19 protein-coding genes, 1 tRNA gene and 1 pseudogene are annotated in these 18,019 nt (G+C 57.9%); 1 reads left to right on the top strand and 20 read right to left on the bottom strand.

From position 1 onward, the window contains the following. Positions 1–75 precede the first annotated feature (75 nt). The 11 genes from NT179_12715 to NT179_12665 form a co-directional block, all read right to left on the bottom strand. Positions 76–447 carry a hypothetical protein gene (locus NT179_12715; GenBank protein MCX5722871.1) on the bottom strand — a complete coding sequence of 124 codons (372 nt, stop codon included), beginning with the start codon at positions 445–447 and terminating at the stop codon, positions 76–78. 8 nt (positions 448–455) lie between these two features. After that, the gene (locus NT179_12710) at positions 456–1,094 is read right to left on the bottom strand and encodes a hypothetical protein (GenBank protein MCX5722870.1); all 639 of its coding nucleotides are present in this window, start codon (positions 1,092–1,094) and stop codon (positions 456–458) included. Positions 1,095–1,106: 12 nt separating this feature from the next. Then, positions 1,107–2,204, bottom strand: coding sequence for a PilW family protein (locus NT179_12705; protein ID MCX5722869.1), 1,098 nt, complete (start codon positions 2,202–2,204; stop codon positions 1,107–1,109). Positions 2,205–2,220: 16 nt separating this feature from the next. Further along, complete coding sequence (locus tag NT179_12700) at positions 2,221–2,727, bottom strand: prepilin-type N-terminal cleavage/methylation domain-containing protein (protein ID MCX5722868.1); 507 nt, start codon at positions 2,725–2,727, stop codon at positions 2,221–2,223. Positions 2,728–2,746: 19 nt separating this feature from the next. Then, the gene (locus tag NT179_12695) at positions 2,747–3,250 is read right to left on the bottom strand and encodes a prepilin-type N-terminal cleavage/methylation domain-containing protein (protein ID MCX5722867.1); all 504 of its coding nucleotides are present in this window, start codon (positions 3,248–3,250) and stop codon (positions 2,747–2,749) included. A 331-nt stretch (positions 3,251–3,581) separates the two neighbouring features. Continuing rightward, positions 3,582–5,390, bottom strand: coding sequence for a GspE/PulE family protein (locus tag NT179_12690; GenBank protein ID MCX5722866.1), 1,809 nt, complete (start codon positions 5,388–5,390; stop codon positions 3,582–3,584). Between the two features lie 208 nt (positions 5,391–5,598). Beyond that, positions 5,599–7,047, bottom strand: coding sequence for a hypothetical protein (locus tag NT179_12685; protein ID MCX5722865.1), 1,449 nt, complete (start codon positions 7,045–7,047; stop codon positions 5,599–5,601). A gap of 47 nt (positions 7,048–7,094) precedes the next feature. Then, positions 7,095–7,796, bottom strand: coding sequence for a hypothetical protein (locus NT179_12680; GenBank protein ID MCX5722864.1), 702 nt, complete (start codon positions 7,794–7,796; stop codon positions 7,095–7,097). Positions 7,797–7,857: 61 nt separating this feature from the next. Next, complete coding sequence (locus NT179_12675; protein MCX5722863.1) at positions 7,858–8,349, bottom strand: hypothetical protein; 492 nt, start codon at positions 8,347–8,349, stop codon at positions 7,858–7,860. Then, on the bottom strand, positions 8,346–8,795 hold the full coding sequence (locus tag NT179_12670) for a GspH/FimT family pseudopilin (protein ID MCX5722862.1): 450 nt from the start codon (positions 8,793–8,795) through the stop codon (positions 8,346–8,348). Before NT179_12670 ends, NT179_12675 begins: the two co-directional genes overlap by 4 nt. Before the next feature lie 237 nt (positions 8,796–9,032). Further along, a complete protein-coding gene (locus NT179_12665) occupies positions 9,033–9,818 on the bottom strand; it encodes a prepilin peptidase (protein ID MCX5722861.1) in 786 nt (261 codons plus the stop codon). 219 nt (positions 9,819–10,037) lie between these two features. On the opposite strand from NT179_12665, the gene NT179_12660 reads away from it, so the two are divergent. Next, on the top strand, positions 10,038–10,340 hold the full coding sequence (locus NT179_12660; GenBank protein ID MCX5722860.1) for a LuxR C-terminal-related transcriptional regulator: 303 nt from the start codon (positions 10,038–10,040) through the stop codon (positions 10,338–10,340). Here the strand turns inward: NT179_12660 and rlmB are convergent. The 9 genes and pseudogenes from rlmB to NT179_12615 form a co-directional block, all read right to left on the bottom strand. Beyond that, on the bottom strand, positions 10,327–11,079 hold the full coding sequence (gene rlmB / locus NT179_12655; GenBank protein MCX5722859.1) for a 23S rRNA (guanosine(2251)-2'-O)-methyltransferase RlmB: 753 nt from the start codon (positions 11,077–11,079) through the stop codon (positions 10,327–10,329). The genes NT179_12660 and rlmB overlap by 14 nt on opposite strands. Before the next feature lie 13 nt (positions 11,080–11,092). Continuing rightward, positions 11,093–12,544: a cysteine--tRNA ligase gene (gene cysS, locus NT179_12650; GenBank protein MCX5722858.1), complete on the bottom strand. Its 1,452-nt coding sequence runs from the start codon at positions 12,542–12,544 to the stop codon at positions 11,093–11,095. A 6-nt stretch (positions 12,545–12,550) separates the two neighbouring features. Continuing rightward, a complete protein-coding gene (locus NT179_12645) occupies positions 12,551–13,180 on the bottom strand; it encodes a DedA family protein (GenBank protein ID MCX5722857.1) in 630 nt (209 codons plus the stop codon). A gap of 14 nt (positions 13,181–13,194) precedes the next feature. Beyond that, the gene (gene surE, locus NT179_12640; GenBank protein ID MCX5722856.1) at positions 13,195–13,983 is read right to left on the bottom strand and encodes a 5'/3'-nucleotidase SurE; all 789 of its coding nucleotides are present in this window, start codon (positions 13,981–13,983) and stop codon (positions 13,195–13,197) included. A gap of 114 nt (positions 13,984–14,097) precedes the next feature. Then, positions 14,098–14,174, bottom strand: a tRNA-Pro gene (locus NT179_12635). Positions 14,175–14,272: 98 nt separating this feature from the next. After that, complete coding sequence (locus NT179_12630; protein ID MCX5722855.1) at positions 14,273–14,617, bottom strand: MerR family transcriptional regulator; 345 nt, start codon at positions 14,615–14,617, stop codon at positions 14,273–14,275. Positions 14,618–14,665: 48 nt separating this feature from the next. Continuing rightward, positions 14,666–14,935 (bottom strand): annotated as a pseudogene (locus tag NT179_12625) (integration host factor subunit alpha). Between the two features lie 135 nt (positions 14,936–15,070). Continuing rightward, positions 15,071–16,720 (bottom strand): citramalate synthase, encoded by a 1,650-nt coding sequence (gene cimA, locus NT179_12620; protein ID MCX5722854.1) that lies wholly within the window; start codon positions 16,718–16,720, stop codon positions 15,071–15,073. A gap of 55 nt (positions 16,721–16,775) precedes the next feature. Beyond that, complete coding sequence (locus NT179_12615) at positions 16,776–18,017, bottom strand: aspartate kinase (protein ID MCX5722853.1); 1,242 nt, start codon at positions 18,015–18,017, stop codon at positions 16,776–16,778. Positions 18,018–18,019: the final 2 nt, after the last annotated feature.

Genomic DNA, 18,019 nt, shown 5'->3' with positions numbered 1-18,019 from the left:
CACCTCCTATCGGTCATGCACCCAACCGGCTCTTCCACCTAGTTGAGGCTGACAGGCACGGCTCACGTAGCTTTCTTACCTCGGTATGATCACGATGATCTTATAAAGGGCCCCTTCTTTGAGCTGGTACTGAACAATCAGCCCCGGCCTGAGCTGGCTCCATTCCATCGGCTTACCTTCATCATCCAAAAGGGTCATTTTCTGGTGCAGACGATAGGTCGTGCCCTGCACATCGAGAGTGGCCTGACCGACTCCTGTGATTTCACCTTCCTCTAAAGAACCACGGGACTCGGCATTCGACGATTCAGCCCAAGCAATCGGCGCGAAAAGTTTCGGCGCCGCTCCTTCCTGCAGAGCCAGCATGATGGCGAGCGCACAGATTGCGCTCCTCAGCCGGACCGCGGATGGCTCAATTTCAGTTGAATCCATCGTGTCATGACCTTCCATGTCTTGCCTCATTTCTGACAGGTCTCTCCGGTAAGCGTACAGGCATAGACCGCTGTGACTCGCGCGGAGGTTCCCGTCGCCGTATTCTCCGCAATACAATCGACCCGGTAATACACATCGGATGACCCGACGGCGGAGTTTCCCGTGCCCTCATAGCCTGCGAACTGCTGCATGCCGGACCCTGCCTTGCCTTTCAGATAGAGCCGATCGATGTCGCCTCTCACCCGATAGGCCCCGACCGTCTGATCTAAATTGGGTGCTGCGCCTGTACCGACCGGTACATCGAGGTTGTTGTCGAGCTGGCCCATGATTTCCTGACCCAACACCGTTGCATTCGCTTGGGGGACAGGCCCGGCAGGAGTGGCATTGCTCAAAAAAGCTGCCGGCACGGTCCCGCCACCCACATAGGGATCAATCGTCTGCTGGAGCACATTGACGGCAGTCCCGGTACAGGCCTCTGCCGCAGTCGTGGCGGATTCCGTCGAGGTCACGAAGCCGGCCATCCGGCTTTCGAATCCGGTCACCGTGAGAGCGGCGACACCCAGCACCGTCATCATCAGCATGATGAGCAGAACGGTCAGCATGGCAACGCCTTGCTCATTCACCGCCCGGTTTCCGCTATTACACAACAAACTCCTGCCCCTCATGTCGTGACTCCTTCACATCCGCTGATTGCGCGTTTCAACCGTTCGGGTCAGCACGCGCCGACGATAGTCCGAATAGGGAGGATTCAGCCCGGCGAAATCGCCCGCAGCAAAGAGGCCCTGCGCATGGTTATGGTCGCTCACCTGCAAGCCGGTCGGCGAAAGGGAGGCGGCGCCTCGTCCTTCGCCCAATCCTTGGTCTGAGTCCGTTTGCCGCGCGACGATACTCACCTGCACCAAGCGGATCTTGTCCGGTGTCATGGGCGCAACGTTCCACGTATTATCGGTGATGAAGTCCGCCTGATCGAAACCGGCGGCGCCCCCTTGGTTGTCGATGATTCGGTCAGCAGCCCCCCCGTTGACCGCGTTATTACACCCGTCGCAGGCATAGGCGAATTGAATGTCCTCGACTCCGTCGGCGACGGACACGCCATTTCTAAGCAGGCAGGGCGCATCCCCGCTGCAGATTGCGACCGTGGTCCCGATCGAGTAGGTCACGCATTGCAGCAGATACACCGGCATGCCGGCAGGAAAGGCTGTCGGCGCAGGGATCGACGCAAAGTTCAGGCTGTTGCCGGTAACGGAGGTGACGGAAACCGTAGCGACGCCTCCGATCGTCACAACCGCGCCGGTCAAACTTCCGCCTGCCTCCGTCGCCATATCTGCCACGGCGCCGGTCGGAAGCGTAACCTGGTTGAAGCTGGCTGTGCCCCCGATCCCGCTCATAAGGCTCCAGGCGGGAGTACTCGACTTTCCGATCGGCACTAACAGACGAATAGAGTCGGGCCCCCGATCAACGCCAGCAGGCGTCTGGTCCATCGGAACGATGGCCGTCGCACAAGCTCCGACCGGCCCCGTCATGCCGAATCCTGCCAGTTTGATATCGCGGGACAGCAGGTCCATCGCAATGCGCACATTTTGCTGCGTCTCAACCACTTGATCGTTGGCTTTCGTGGCCTTTTGAGTCGTAATCAGCATTGTGAAGGCCGCGGCGGTCACCACCATGGCCACCACCAGCCCTACCATCAATTCGATCAGCGTCATCCCCTGTTCCAGCGCCAGGGGTGAGTCCGCAGCCCGTCCGTTTTTGCTTTCCATCATCACATTCATCATATCCCTACATTCAGAGTCATTCAGGAGCGACTACGGTCGTGGTCACGACCTGCCGTTGCCGGGCGATCTTGCCGACCCCGGCAGCTCCGCTCCATGTCACGGTCACGATGACGCTACTCATATTCAATGAAGGATTCGTCGGCCCTGTCGGCGTCACCGCAACCTGGCCGCGGAGCCCTCCCACCCCTGAGGCAAAGCTCCCGGTGAGCAGAGCGCTCCATTGATCACAATCTCCCCGCGCCGTCGGCTGCGCCACAGAATCGATCGCACAGGCCACGGACGTATCAATCCCGTTATAGGCTGTAACATTGCGCCGATTGGATTGGATCCGCTCCATCATGTCGGCGGCGAAATTCGTCACGCGTGTCATTTCATTCGCATCAACGTTACGACCCAGCGAGAACATCTGCATAGTCGATAAAGCCAGCACGCCGATGGCCAGAATCACGCTTGCCACCATGCCCTCGATCAGGGAAAACCCGCCCTCGTTCTGTTCCCTCGTTGTCTGTGCGTCCTGAACCATACAGCCTCAATCGTAAAATTTATGGACAAGTTGAATCGGGGCACCAGGTGACTTTCCCTCGCGGAGTGATCCGAACCGCATAGGAGAGCCCGCGGTTATTCGAGAGGACAATCTGCTGATTGCCAACTCCGCCTCCCGATCTGATTCCAAGCGGAGAAAACGCCACGGCCGCCGGGGCGGGATTCAGCCCCGTCACGCTCCCCATCATTTTGGTCGAACCAATGACCGAGCCCGAGCCATCGCTTGCTGAAAGTTCGACGAGCCCGCCGCTCAACGTCAGATTCACATTGACCACGGCATTTCGATTCATCGCAGCGATGCGAGACATGTTCAACTGACTTTGAATTTCCGTTACCGCCTGCTTCAATTGATACTGCGCGTGCCAGACTGAAAAGTTCGTCACCGCTAGCGCCGAACTAATGCCGATGATCGCGCTCACGATCATCATTTCGATAAGCGTAAAGCCTGCCTCGGGGCTTGCTTTGGATCGCGCGATCGTCTCTGAAATTGAAAAATTACACATGGCGAGTCTGTAATGGTGAGCAAGGGGCATGCCGTCTAAAACACAGCATCCCTCGCCCTAACCGTTTGATTTAGCAGGCCGCTCTATCGATGGGCGGAAAGAGATTCGGCCATTTTTCTGTCCACCGCCGGACGGTTTCTGTCCACCGCGAACGATCGCCGTCCAACGGGATGGGCGGTTGCTCGCGGTTCTAGCGTGATCCGCATGGTTATTGAGTAGTGGCGCTCGACACAGGCCGTTCGTGCGCCCGCCTGCGAACGGTGGAGAGAGACAGCTGATAGGCTGGCGATCTGGAATGAGTTGAGCTGGAATGACGCGTAAGTGGGACTGCTTATTTCATAGCGGTAGCACGGACCTGCCGATAGGTCGTCAGGCCCTGGAGCGCCTTCCGAATACCATCCTGAACCAAAGTGGTCATGCCTTCCTGCATCGCCAGGCTCAGTATTTCGGCGGAACGGGCCTTGGACTGAATACGGCTCCTCATCTCGTCCGAGCCGATCAAGAGTTCGTGGATCGGCACACGGCCCTTGAAACCGGTTCGGTTGCAGGATTCGCAACCTCGGCCACGGTACAGACTCCAGTCAGATCGATACTCGATGTCGAGCATGGGCCAGGCCGACGCTCCATACCCCTGCGCCAGATCGTCATACTCCTGCCGACTCGGATGATAGGCCTCCTTGCACTGGCTGCAAATCCTTTTGCAGAGGCGCTGGGCGAGCACTCCCAACATCACGTCGGCAAAGTTGAACGGGTCGCAGCCGAGATCCAGCAACCGGATCACCGTCTCAACGGCGCTGTTCGTATGGAGCGTGCTCAGCACCAAGTGGCCCGTGAGGGAAGCCTCGATGGCGATATCAGCCGTTTCTTTATCACGCATCTCGCCGATCATGATGACGTCGGGATCAGCGCGCAGAAACGCGCGCATCGCGGTCGCGAACGTCAGATCGATCTTCGGGTGGACCTGAACCTGGCGAAGCCCGTCCTGGGTGATCTCGATGGGATCTTCAGCCGTCCAAATTTTCCGTTCGTCGGTATTGATATGTTTGAGGATGGCATGCAGGGTCGTCGTCTTGCCGGATCCGGTCGGCCCGACGCAGAGGATGATCCCGTGCGGCTTCTCCGCTAAGGTTCGAAGGGCCTGCATGGCGGCTGGAGCGAACTCCATCATCTCAAGCGACATCGGCTGCCTGGCTGTGAGGAGGCGCAACACGACATCTTCGTCTTGTCCAGACGTAGGCAGGGTGGCGACGCGGAGCTCAATCTCTCGATCCTTCGGCAGCCGATACCGGATCTTGCCGTCTTGGGGTTTGCGCCGCTCCGCAATGTCGAGATGGGCCATGACCTTGATGCGCGACACAACCGCCCTCCGGTAGGCTGCGGGAATCCTCATATAGGTGAAGCAGGTGCCATCGACGCGCAAACGCACCGCCACGTCTTTCCGATCCGCGTAGGGTTCGATGTGAATGTCCGATGCGCCGAGACGGTCAGCTTCGACGATCACTTGATTCGTCAACCTCACAATGGCTGAGTCGTTCTCGTCGATCCCGCCAGAGAGGGGCTCGACGGCGGACTCATGAGGGATCTCATGGGTCAACTCACCGAGGATGGCGCCGATGGACCCACTCATCCCCTGCCCTGTCGCCAGCAGAAGAAACTGTTCGATGTCCCGGCGCAACCCCACAACATAACGAATGGTCATGCCGGGAAAGGTACGCCGCACATCCCAGCCCTTGTCGAGATCGTGCGGATCGCTGGTCAGCACATCAATGAGCGAGCCTCGGCGCGCAATCGGCAGCCAGAGATTATTTTTGAGATAGTCGAGGTTGAGTGTTTTCAGCAGGTCGGCATCGATGACCGTTCGTTCGTCATAGGGCAAATAGGGACATTGGTAGAAATCACTCAGCGCCGCGCCCAATGCCTCCTTCGGCACGCGATATCGGTCGAGCAGCAGCGTTTCGAGATCGAGACTGCCGTCTTTCGCATCATCGAGCGCCGCCAGCACATCGTCTTGGCTGATGATCCCGCGATAGACCAGCGAGTCCAGGACATTCTGCTCGATCGTGCGAGAGGGTTTTATCCCGCGGCTCCCCTCCGCCTTGCTACCCCTTCTGCCGCTCAGAATATCGGTTTCGCCGATCATGTCCAATCCCTCATACTCCCTCCCAGCATGTAGCAGGCTATGGGGCAACTATGTTGAACCACTAGCCACCCGAAGAGTGGTCCCGCAGGATGCTCAAAAAGTCCGTCCAGCAAGGCCACAGCGAGTGAAGGACCTCAACGTGCCCTTTAGGCACGTTGAGGACCTGAACGATGTGAGAACGAAGCTGGCGGGCTTTTTCAGCATCCTGCTAGTATTTTGCCAGCCAAGTTCCCGGCGCTCGGTACACGACCGGAAGTCCTTTGAAAAGCCCCTGCGCAAGATCGGCGTTGTACCAGACCTCCGCCACCGCTCCAGCTGCCGTCACCGTCTCTCCTGCGATCAGTGCGCCATACAGGCGGGTGGACCGTTCGAGCATGATAGTGCCGGCGGCACAGAGCACTCCGTTCACGTGAATGCCTGACAGTTGCACCGGCACTCGCGCGCCCAGCGAGTTCGTCCCTTCCGGTGCTGGACTCAAAGCCGGGACAGATTTCCCCGTCCCGCGGGGTCTGAGCACCACATGACCCTGCACGACGAGAAGCCCTTCGAAATAGTCCGTATCCAACACCAGCGTACCCAGATTATCTGGGCGTGGCGCTTCCCCGTCGAGGGTATCGATGAACACCAGCCCCTGATGGCTGCCGACCGATAGAGACTCGAGTACCTCCGCCGAGGCCATTCCTTGATCCGACTCCAGCGCCCCGAGCGGATGGAGTCGCCCGAAATAGTCGAGTCGATAGTAGCGGCCGATCTGACGCGCAAGCTTCTTCAGTGGCTCATAGTCCCATTGATCGAGCCGGACACCGGGCGTTGGGTCTTGATGCGTATGAACATTCGACGGGAGAGGAGCGCTCACTTCCTGACCGGGCGGTGGAGATGTGACGAAGACCGTACCGCCGATCCAATAGTCGCTCCATCGATCCTGCACAGACCGCATCTCGCCATAGGATTGGCCAGTGACCGGAGCCGCACTGCTCTTCACCACCAGGTCCTCAACTCGCTTCACCGAAAGATCCCCCATGACTCTCAGGTCTCCCCAATGCAGCAGGACCGGAGATTCAGCACCGGCCTGCATGGCTCCAAGGGCCCGTCCAACCTGCAGCGCCGCACGAACTGCGGAAATCGTCACAGCCCCGAACTGAAGCTGGACCGTTCGCGCAACCGGTCTACGATCAGCCGTCGTAGCCGTCACCTCGACCGTACTCAACAGGCCAGGCTGCAAAGGACCATACATTTTCATCTTCAGAATACGGCCGAGTCCTCTCATGGCATGGGAGAAGCCGCCGGGTGAATCGTTGAGCGCCTGATTGTCCGCTTGATTCACCGCATCGAAGAGGATATCGGGGCGGTCAATCGTCCCGGCAAACTGAGAGCGCCCGGCTCCATCGAAGAACGACGGCCCGCTAGCGAGGTCTCCCTGGCGCTTCACAAGCAATCCGGCAACCGATGCCGGCGCGGCAACCGGATCGTGGAACCAGCTCATCACAAAATCCGCTCCCGCATCGGCCATCTGCTGCGCGACCTTGTCTTCTTTCATGGCGCTGACGCCAGCCCCATCCTGACTCGCCAAATACAAAGCCGTCATGCCCGCGATACCCAGCAAGACGATCAACATGAGTGATGCGAGAAGCACGTGACCTTTCTCACACCGGCTCATACATGCTCCCCCACCCCACAGCCACCCCATTGATGGAAATGCCTCCGTTACGTCCGGAGGCTCATGGCTCGAATCGCACGAGGCCCTTGCCCGGACAGACTCACTTCGACGACGACCAGCTTGACGAGCGCTGGCTCCGTTGCAGCTTGCCCCTGCTCATCCCAATAGGAGAACCGCGCCTCCGTGATATCTCCCACCAGCACGCTCGCGCCACCATCCAGCTGCCGCATCAGCCTCAGAATACCGTGGTCGTCGCGGCGGCTGTAATAGCGGATACGATTCTGAAGGGAGACAAAGGCACCGGATGGAATCGCCAGGGCCAGGGGCTGCGTCACCGTGAGCAAGCGCCGTTGACCATCGCGAGCCAGGGTGAGCCTCTCACAACGGTCCATCCAGCAGACAGCCACAGTTTTCCTGTTATCCCACCCTCGCCCATCTTCGACCGGCAACACTGTTTGGCCAATCCCGACCGCTGCTGTGACCGTCGTCGAGAGACCTTGCAGGTTCGCAAAAAACTCTACTGAGTCCGGAGCCGTCGTGATAACAGAACTGGGGCCTGCAAGCCTCAATTCCTGCTCAAGCACTTCCAGCCCGAGGCGAAGATCTTGCTGCTGTGCAACCCCACGCTGTTGCATCACAAACTGTTGCTGGAAATAGGACAAACTTTGAAGCGTGACGCCGAGGATGACCAGCCCTGCCGCCATGGCAAACATCAATTCGTTCAGGCTCGCCCCTGCTTCTGGCCCCACTCGATACCAACCTCTTACCTGCCGTCCTGGCCACATCCTATCTGCTCCGAGTGACAACCTATTATTGACGTCCGACGAACGACGGATTGGCCCGCAGAGTGCCGATACGCACTTCACGCTGACCTACACCCTCTGGATAAACCGCGCGAGCTTCAAGAAAAACATGGCCTGAATCCAACAACGAACCGGAACGGCTCGGCGTTACGGTCCAGACCAGATGGATACTATCCTGGTCCCAACTACCGGAATACACTCCATCACCAGCCAGCACATCACCCTCTGCCCCATCGTCACGCATGACAAGATCCGTAACGCCATCGTGATTCAAATCGTCCAGCAAGAGGCGATCCCATCGCACCGATCGCTTGGCCTCGATCCGTGCTTCCGCCATTGCCAGGGCCCGTGTCGCCCATGTCCCGTTTCGAAGGCTCCGTTCTGCTGCCTGGAACGATCCCATCGCCCCGACCAACCCGATCAACGTCAGCGTCATGGCCACAAGCACTTCGGCAAAACTGGCCCCGCCCTCTGCCTGAATACACCAACCCCTCGTCATGAGACAGACACTCTTCCTGTGATGCTGACAGTGAATATCGTTTCACGCCCCTGACTGTCTCGCACGCGAATGGTGGTGGGGGTCGCAGCCCGACCGCTGGGATGAAACAAGAGCTCAGGCCCGGCGGTCGGCTCCTCCACGGCAACTCCCTTGTTGCCATACTGATAGAGATGCAGGAAGCCATCGGTGTCCGCACGTCGAAGCGTAATGGTGCGGCTCTCACAATCGAACACGACCCGCATACGTTCTCTCCTGGCTATCGCCAGTTGTCTGGCCAGCCTGAGCTCCGAAGCAATTTCGACTGTGACATTCCGCGCCTGAACCCTTGCCGTCATGGCCCGATAACTCGGCCCAGCCAGGGCAGCCATCATGCCCGTGATCGCCAGTACGATGAGGAGCTCCGTCAAACTCCAACCCTGCGCCCCGATCTGTAATTCCCTCGGCATGGTCCCTCGCACAGAAAAATTCCACTCAAGAGAATGGCCAGGACTCCAAAACCCATGCCACGCCGACCGACATCCAAACGCGCTACTGCTCGTCCGGAATGAACGCGGAACGTGCCGCAAGTCCACACGATTTCTCGCAGTCGCGAAAAATCGTGCGGAAATGGGACAGCGGACCCATGAAAAAGGACTCTGCTGTTTAGATACAGGGATTCCCCTGAAGGGATACGGGGAGCAGTATTAGTTAATAACCGGACCGAGGAGGAGTTGATACCAATCGAAGAGCGGCTGGGCAAAAAACATGGAGAGGAGGGCCCCCAATACGAGAAATGGGCCGAAGGGGATATAGTCGTCACGCTTCATGATGCGTAGCGCTATCAAACTGATACCGATAACGGATCCGACGAACGAACCGATCATGATCGTCAGCAAGGCGGGCTTCCAGCCGAGAAACGCACCGATCATAGCCAGGAGCTTAATGTCGCCACCTCCCATTCCCTCCTTACCGAAGAAATAGGGGCTCACCCAGGCCAGGAGCCAGAGGATCCCGCCTCCGATCGCCAGGCCCAGCACCCCATTGATCAAACCCACCGGCAAAACCGTGGCTGCCCCAAGAAGTCCGATCACCATTCCAGGCACAGTAATGACATTGGGAATAATTTTATGGGAGAGGTCGGTCCCCGTCACCACGACCAGCGATGAAAACAACAGAGCATAGAAAGCAGCCGTCCAGCCGGGGCCGAAGAACCAGACGATGGTGAGATAGCCCAGCACATTGGCCGCCTCGACGAGAGGATACCGCGCTGAAATTGGCGCGCGGCAAGATCGACAGCAGCCCCCAAGCCACAGGTAGCTAACCAGAGGGATATTATCGTAGAACTCAATGGCATGAGCGCAGGAAGGACAATGGGAGCCGGGCCAGGCGATCGATTCGCCTCGCGGCAGCCTGAAGATACAGACATTCAAGAAGCTGCCGATTAGCGCACCCAAGATCCCAACCACAAGATAGAGAATCCATTCATGCATAATCGGCTCGACTACCAGCAGCAACTTCAAATGACCAGTTTGCTTCGCATCACGGACAAACACTACTAGGTAGTAGCACTAGGGCCAATATCCTGCGATTTACTTCCAGCGCAAACGTCCCTTATAATCTTTATGTGTTCAGCAAGGGTTTGTCCTTGCGAGTTATTCCGGCACGTTTATTATACGGCAACATTTCGCGCGTCAAAGGAGAATACGATAATGGCACGGACCGCACCGACGACAAAAGCAAAGACGAAAGCAAAGACGAAAGCCAGCCCTTCCTGGACCAATGTCGCCCCGCCACCCCGCAAAAAGCGGCCCGAGTCGCTGACGAGCCGGGAGCAGGAGATCCTTGAACTGATCTGGGCCGGGTTTAAGAATAAGGAAGTCGGGCAGCGGCTCAAGATCAGCGTCAAGACCGTCGAAGCACATCGGGCCAACATGATGAAAAAGATGCGGGTGTCGAATACCGCTCAGCTGCTGAAGACGGCGATCCAGGACGGAACGATCAAGATTCGGTAGGCTTCACCGCTGGCGCCGCGTTTCTGCGGCGCTGGCGGACCGCTTCGAACAGGGTGACGGCTGCGGCAGCCGAGACATTGAGCGACTGCACCTTCCCCAGCATCGGAATTCTGATCCGGTCGTCACAGGCCCCCAGCACACCGGGACGAATCCCTTCTCCCTCTCCTCCCAACACCAGCGCAATCGGCCCGGTCATGTCGATGTCGGTGTGGAGTTTCTCCGCCTGCGGATCGACGCCATAAACCCAGAGGCCTTCCTCTTTCAGATCCTGAATCAAACGAATCAGATTGGCCACGCAGCCGACGGGAATGTGATCGATCGCCCCGGCTGAGACCTTCGCCACCACCGGCGTCAGACCGACGGCGCGACGTTCCGGAATAAAGACCCCATGAACACCGGCCGCTTCAGCTGTCCGCAAGACCGCGCCTAAATTATGAGGATCTTCGACCCCGTCGAGAAGCACCAGGAAAGGCTTCTCGCCTCGCGTCTTTGCCCGGCCGAGAATCGCTTCCGTCGTGCTGAATGATTTGGCCGCGATATACGCGATGACGCCTTGATGATTCCCGGTCGGCACCAATCGCGCAAAAGCCGGAGGGGGTTCGATATGAACGGGGACTCGCTTGACCTTCGCCAGCTGCACGAGATCGGCAAATTGCCGATCGGTTCGCATCAAAATCAGCCGCTGCAACGGACGCGTGCCGGCACGCAAGGCCTCGCGCACCGCATGCAGCCCGTAGATCAGATCCGGAGGACTATCGCTTCCAGCGACTGGTGCCGTCGGGCTTATCTTCGATGACGATACCGCGGGAGGCGAGGAACTGACGAATCTCGTCGGCCTTCTTGAAATCTTTCTGTTTCCTGGCTTCATTGCGTTCAACCAACTTACTTTCTATCTCATGGTCCGCCAGAACGGTCTGCGAACCCTCCCTCTCTGATGGAGCACCTGCTGTAAGTTTAAACTGCCATGCCTCCAATTGAAACAGGCCGAGCACAGCTCCCAACGATCGGAAAGCCGCATCGGCCAACCTCCGCCCCTCGGCCGAAAGGCCCTGCTCCAGAAATTTATTTACGTCGCTGCGGAGCTTCTGGAGCGACGCCATCGCCATTGGCGTATTGAAATCGTCGTCCATCGCCTGCCGAAAGGCCTCCTGCGCCCGATCGATCGCAGGAACCAGCTCCGGCTCGCCCGTGGCGCGACCTCCCGCCTCGTGCAGGCGCTGAAAGAGATCGTAGAATCCGTCCAAGGCCTGCTTGGCTTCCTTGATCGCGTGATCGGAAAAATCGAGCGGGCCTCGATATTGGGTCGCAAGTAGAAAATACCGCAACATCTCTCCGGTAATATCTTCCGGCCACTCAGACTTTTCAAAAATCTCACGGATCGTGAAGAAATTCCCCAGAGACTTGGACATCTTCTCCTGATTGATCTGCACGAACCCGTTGTGGATCCAGTAGCGCGCAAATTCTTTCCCGGTCGCGCCACAGGACTGGGCGATTTCATTCTCGTGATGGGGAAAAATGAGATCCATCCCCCCGCCGTGAATGTCGAAGGTCTCACCCAGATGCCGCATCGCCATAGCGGAACATTCGATATGCCAACCGGGACGCCCTGGCCCCCAGGGACTCTCCCATGACGGCTCGCCCGGCTTGCTGCCTTTCCACAACGCGAAGTCCATCGGATGACGCTTCCGCTCATCCACATCCACTCGTGCGCCGGCCTGCAAATCTTCAAGCTTACGCTTCGAAAGGCGCCCATAGTCCCGATACTTCTCGACTTGGAAATAGACATCGCCTGCTACTGGATAGGCCAGACCCTTCTGAATCAGCGTATCGACCAGCTGAATGATCTCGGCCATATGTTCGGTGGCTTTCGGCTCATTCGTCGCTCGCCGAACCCCGAGCTTTCCCATGTCCTGATAATAGGCTTCGATGAACTCTGCCGTGATCTTGTCGCAGGAGACGCCCCGTTCATTCGCCCGCTTGATGATCTTGTCATCCACGTCGGTGAAGTTCTTGACGAATTCGACCTGGTAACCGCTGAACTCGAGATACCGCCGGATCATATCGAACACGAGCGCGCTCCGCGCATGGCCGATATGGCAATAGTCGTAGACGGTCACGCCGCAGACATACATCTTGACGTGCTTCGGCTGGAGCGAGTGGAACGGCTCTTTTTTTCCGGTCAGCGTGTTGTAGAGCGAGAGCATGGGCGGTTACAGCTCCGGATTCACGCGGCGCTTCGGCCAATGGGACCAGAGAAAATAGCCCAAGCCAAGCGCCAAGCTCAAGCCGATCACGACGTCGAACTGATGGAAATAGTCGCGCAGGTGCTCCCACTCTTCTCCCATTTTCACGCCGATATAGGCCAGGAGATAACACCAGGGCAAAGCGCCGAGGAAGGTGAAGAGGATGAACCGATAGATATTCATGCCGGCAATGCCCGCCGGCAACGAAATGAAGGTCCGGACAACAGGAAGCATTCGGCCGAAAAATACCGCCGCCTCTCCATACTTGGCAAACCAGCGATCCGCCGTCGCGATATCCGTTCGCGACACCAGCATGTAGGGACCGTATCGCTCGACGAAAGGCCGACCACCCCAGACACCGGCATAATAGGCCACAATCGAACCAGCGACGTTTCCAATTGCGCCGGCCAAGGTCACGCCCAGCATCGTGAACTGGCCCGATGATACGAGATAGCCGGCGAAGGGCATGATGATCTCGCTAGGCAAGGGAATGCAGGCGCTTTCAATGGCCATGGTCACGAAAATGCCGGTGTAGCCGAACGTCGAAATCATCGACACGATAAACCGGCTCAGTTCCGTAATGATCGCTTCGATCAGATTCCCCACAGACCCTAGCTCCTCTTCTTACCTTTTGGCTTCGGCGCCGCAGCAGGACGGCGCCCCATTTCCCATTTACGGAATCGCTCCAACGCCCGGTGGTTCGTCGTATCGAGATGCACAGGCGTAAGCGAGACGGCCCCCTGCTCCAACGCCTCGTGGTCCGCATCCTTGCTCCGGCTCCAGGACACTCTGGTTCCGGCAATCCAATAGTAGGTCCTGCCTCGTGGATCGACCTTCTCGATAATCGGATTATCGAACCGCCTGCGGCTGAGACAGGTCACGCGCACGCCCGTAATGGCCGAGAAGGGCCGATCAGGAATATTCAAATTGACCAATGTTTCGTCCGGCAAACCATCTTTGAGAATCAATCGAGCGATGCGAACGGCATAGCGAGCTCCCGCAGTGAAATGAAACCGCTCCTGCCCCTCCTGCGAGACAGCCATGGAGGGAATACCGAGGATCGTCCCTTCCATCGCGGCCGACACAGTGCCGGAATATAAGACGTCGTCGCCAAGGTTCACGCCTTTGTTGATACCGGACACAAGGAGATCGGGCGGTGCAGGGAGAAGCTTCAGCACGGCCAAATTCACACAATCGACCGGCGTGCCGCTGACGGCATAGATCCGCTTCCCCAACTCCTGCACGCGCAGCGGTTTATGGAGCGTCACCGCATGGGCCGCGGCGGTCCGCTCACGATCCGGCGCCACGACCCAGACCTCGCCGACTTTGGCTAAGGCCTTGGCCAGCGCCGTCAAACCTGGCGAAAGAACCCCGTCATCGTTGGTCACTAAAATTCGCATCGGTCTTTCAGAAACAAAAAGAGCTGCCGGCGGCAGCTCTCTGTTTCAGTGCTGAGTGCTGGGAACCGAGTCCGCGGCTATCCTGTTCGTCTCAGTCCTCAGCACTCTTTATTTTGGTCGGGGCGAGCCGATTTGAACGGCCGACCACTCGCACCCCAAGCGAGTACGCTACCGGGCTGCGCCACGCCCCGACACGCTCTATTCAATTTCACCGTCTCCTGCATTGTCTCTCTGGAGGCGCCCAGAATGCAACCGGCCAGGGGACAACGAATCAGGACCGTCGTGGGGCTTAATACGATTCCAGGATTTTGAGAATCGCCTGGAGATTCCCCCGCAGTTTCTGCGCCAGTTCTTTGGGGCGGATCCGTTGACTTGCTACCCGACCTCGCCTGGCCCAATAACGCTTGACGCCTGCGAGGGTATGGCCCTCTTCGTACAGCATCCGTTTGATTTCCAACACCGTTTCGATTTCACGCCTGACATAGAGCCGCTGATTCCCACGACTTTTCTTGGGCTTGAGAAACGGGAATTCCGATTCCCAGAATCGCAGCACATAGGCTGGCAACTTGGCGATCTGGCTGACTTCGCCGATCTTATAAAAAACCTTGCTGCCCAGCCTGGGCTCGTTCCCCATGACCGGTCCTCGTGGTGGGATGAGTTAAGGTGAGTGAACGTCTTATGAATTGACGTATTTTTTAAATACTTGACTGGGGCGAAAGGTCACGACTCGACGGGGCGTGATCCCGATTTCTTCGCCAGTCCTGGGATTCCGGCCCTTCCGTGCCCCTTTACTCCGCACCACAAAATTTCCAAATCCGGCAATCTTGACCGACTCGCCCTTATGCAGCACTTCTTTCAGCATGTTCAGCACAAGTTCGACGATATCTGCGGCTTCGTTCTTCGAAATACCAACCTGCTTGTAGATTTCGTTCGCGATATCCGCCTTCCTCATGCTTCCCCCTCCGATGCCGCTGCAAACCTTTCGAACGGTCGTCTCTCAAGCCGACTCGCCCAATGGGCAGTTTCGCCATAAGTTACGTGAGGTTAGAGGGACTGTCAAGGGCAAATATGCAAGATTCGCTCACGCTCAGTGGTCTTTGGCGAGCAATTTGTACTCGATGCTGTCTGCCAGCGCTTGCCAGCTCGCCTCCATGATGTTCTCGGAGACGCCGACGGTGCCCCATTTATCCTTGTGATCGCCCGATTCAATCAAGACCCGAACCTTCGATTCAGTTCCGCGATCGGCCGACAAGACCCGCACTTTATAATCGAGCAGTTTGACTTCTTTGAGCTGGGGATAGAACTTTTCCAGGGCTTTCCGCAAGGCATGGTCGAGCGCATTGACCGGGCCAGCTCCTGCCGCTGCCGCATGCTCCACCACATCACCGACCTTCACCATGACCGTGGCCTCCGACAACATGGCGCCCTGGTCCTGTTTTTTCTCGACGATCACCCGGAACCCCAGAAGTTGAAAGGAAGGCTTATGGGTCCCCATGGCTTTCCGCATGAGCAACTCGAAGGAGCCTTCCGCCGCCTCAAATTGGTAGCCCTGGCTTTCACGCTCCTTCAGTACATCGATCAACTCTTGTAACTTGGCGTGATCCTTGTCTAATTTGATCCCGTAAGCCTCGACCTTTTCCATCAACCCGCTCCGGCCTGCCGCATCCGAGAGTAACATCCGCTGGCGGTTCCCGACTAACGACGGAATCACATGTTCATAGGTCGCGGGGTTCTTCAGCACCGCATGGATATGGACCCCGCCCTTATGGGCGAAGGCCGAATCTCCCACGTAGGGCTGATGCGTGTTGGGCATGAGGTTCGCGATTTCGGTCACGAATCCGGACACCCGCTTGAGATGGCTCAAGCGATCTCCCAGCACCGGACGTTTCATCTTCAGTTCAAGATTGGGAATGATGGAACAGAGATTGGCGTTGCCGCACCGCTCGCCGATCCCGTTGATCGTCCCCTGTACTTGCAGGATGCCGGTTTCGATCGCCATCAACGAGTTCGCGACGGCCATTTCACAATCGTTGTGGGCATGAATCCCCAGGGGCACCGCGCATTCACGCCGTACGACCTCGCAAATCTCTTTGATTTCCCACGGCATCGTCCCGCCATTGGTGTCGCAAAGAATTACCCGTTCGGCGCCGGCTGCCACCGCCTGGCGAATGGTTTCCAGCGCATAGTCCGGATTCGTCTTATAGCCGTCGAAAAAATGTTCCGCATCGTAGAACAGTCTCCGGCCCTTCGAGCGGAGATGGGCCACAGAATCGCTGATGAGTTCGAGATTCTTCGCGAGAGAAATATTGAGCGCGTCAGTGACGTGCAGCGACCAGCTCTTCCCGAAGAGCGTGATCACTGAGGTCTCGGCATCCAGCAGCGATTTAATATTCTGATCGTTCTGTACCGCGTTGCTGGCTTTTCTCGTCGAGCCGAAGGCCACGACCGTCGCCGTCTGCAACGGGACCGTCTTGATCATCCGGAAGAACTCGATATCTTTGGGATTTGCGCCGGGCCACCCGCCCTCGATGAACTGCACGCCCAGCCCGTCTAGCTGTTGCGCAACCCGCACCTTGTCTTCCACCGAGAAACTGACGTCCTCGGCCTGGGCACCATCGCGCAGCGTCGTGTCGTAGATTTCCAATGCCGGCTTCACGGCAGGAGCAGTCGTGCCAGGCGCTGACGCCGTGGCCTGCTTGCCTTTCGAAGATCCTGATTGAGGTGTTTTTCGAGCCATAGAAAACTCTACCGTGAGTAGACAATGTTGCCGAAACTCACATCGTCAATAGTCGTTACTTTGCTGGTCGGCTCCCGGCCGGCGCTTGATCCAGTCCGAACGCGGTATGGAGCGAACGCATCGCGAGCTCCACATACTTTTCATCGATGACGCAGGAGATCTTGATCTCCGACGTGCTGATCATGAGGATGTTTACGCCTTCCCGCGCCAGAACCTCGAACATTTTGGCCGCAACCCCAGAATGGGAACGCATCCCGACGCCGACCAACGAGACCTTAGCGATCGCCTCGGTCACGGCCACCGATTTCGCCTCGATCCCCTTCGCCACATCCTGGATGATCGGCATGGCCTTCGAGATGTCCACCCGTGGAATCGTAAAGGACATATCCGTCAGGCCGGACTGGCTCATATTCTGAATGATCATATCAACATTGATATTGGCTTTGGCCACCGGCCCGAAAATTTTCGATGCAATGCCCGGCTTGTCCGGCACGCCCACGATCGTGATTTTGGCCTGATTCCGATCCCCGGTGACTCCCGACACCGCGACCGCCTCCATATCCTCATCTTCACGCGTCACGAGCGTCCCCTTTCCTTCTTTGAAACTGGAGTTCACCTCCACCGGCACATTGAACTTCGCCGCAAATTCAACCGAGCGGCTCTGCAGCACTTTGGCGCCCAGACTGGCCATCTCCAGCATTTCCTCATAGGAAATCTTGTCGATGCGGCGCGCCGCCGGCACAATGTTCGGGTCTGAGGTATAGACCCCATCGACGTCGGTAAAGATGATGCAGCGATCGGCCTTCAAGGCCGCCGCCAGCGCCACCGCCGTCAGATCGGAGCCTCCGCGCCCCAGCGTCGTGACATCCGACTGTTCGTTGATCCCTTGAAACCCGGCCACCACCGGGATCACCCCTTTGGACAGGGCTTCACGGATGCGCTCAGCCGCCACCTTGGTAATCCGCGCTTTCGTATGGGCGCTGTCGGTCATGATCCCAACTTGACGGCCCGTGAACGATTTGGCATCGAGCCCGCGGGCCCGCAAGGCCATCGCCAGCAAGGCAATGGTCACCCGCTCTCCCGTCGACAGGAGCATGTCCAGCTCGCGATCGTCCGGCAGCGATGTCACCTCGTGGGCCAGCTTGAGCAACCGATCCGTTTCGCCGCTCATCGCAGACAGAACAACGACGACCCGATGACCCTCCTTGTGAGCCTTCTCGACTCGTTCGGCCACGCAACGGATCCGCTCGATCGTGCCGACGGATGTCCCCCCGTATTTCTGAACAATCAGCGCCACGA

It is taken from the genome of Nitrospirota bacterium (genome assembly GCA_026387665.1).
Taxonomy (GTDB): Bacteria; Nitrospirota; Nitrospiria; order Nitrospirales; family Nitrospiraceae; genus Palsa-1315.
Note: the sequence above shows the minus strand (reverse complement) of the source record. Positions and strands in the feature narration are given on the sequence as shown.

Coding starts and splice junctions, on each gene's coding strand:
- NT179_12665 (MCX5722861.1), bottom strand. CDS start 9,818: ATGCATGAATGGATTCTCTATCTTGTGGTTGGGATCTTGGGTGCGCTA.
- NT179_12705 (MCX5722869.1), bottom strand. CDS start 2,204: ATGATGAATGTGATGATGGAAAGCAAAAACGGACGGGCTGCGGACTCA.
- NT179_12715 (MCX5722871.1), bottom strand. CDS start 447: ATGGAAGGTCATGACACGATGGATTCAACTGAAATTGAGCCATCCGCG.
- NT179_12670 (MCX5722862.1), bottom strand. CDS start 8,795: ATGCCGAGGGAATTACAGATCGGGGCGCAGGGTTGGAGTTTGACGGAG.
- NT179_12690 (MCX5722866.1), bottom strand. CDS start 5,390: ATGATCGGCGAAACCGATATTCTGAGCGGCAGAAGGGGTAGCAAGGCG.
- NT179_12695 (MCX5722867.1), bottom strand. CDS start 3,250: ATGTGTAATTTTTCAATTTCAGAGACGATCGCGCGATCCAAAGCAAGC.
- NT179_12700 (MCX5722868.1), bottom strand. CDS start 2,727: ATGGTTCAGGACGCACAGACAACGAGGGAACAGAACGAGGGCGGGTTT.
- NT179_12630 (MCX5722855.1), bottom strand. CDS start 14,617: ATGGGGAACGAGCCCAGGCTGGGCAGCAAGGTTTTTTATAAGATCGGC.
- NT179_12685 (MCX5722865.1), bottom strand. CDS start 7,047: ATGAGCCGGTGTGAGAAAGGTCACGTGCTTCTCGCATCACTCATGTTG.
- NT179_12675 (MCX5722863.1), bottom strand. CDS start 8,349: ATGACGAGGGGTTGGTGTATTCAGGCAGAGGGCGGGGCCAGTTTTGCC.
- cysS (MCX5722858.1), bottom strand. CDS start 12,544: ATGCTCTCGCTCTACAACACGCTGACCGGAAAAAAAGAGCCGTTCCAC.
- cimA (MCX5722854.1), bottom strand. CDS start 16,720: ATGGCTCGAAAAACACCTCAATCAGGATCTTCGAAAGGCAAGCAGGCC.
- surE (MCX5722856.1), bottom strand. CDS start 13,983: ATGCGAATTTTAGTGACCAACGATGACGGGGTTCTTTCGCCAGGTTTG.
- NT179_12710 (MCX5722870.1), bottom strand. CDS start 1,094: ATGAGGGGCAGGAGTTTGTTGTGTAATAGCGGAAACCGGGCGGTGAAT.
- NT179_12660 (MCX5722860.1), top strand. CDS start 10,038: ATGGCACGGACCGCACCGACGACAAAAGCAAAGACGAAAGCAAAGACG.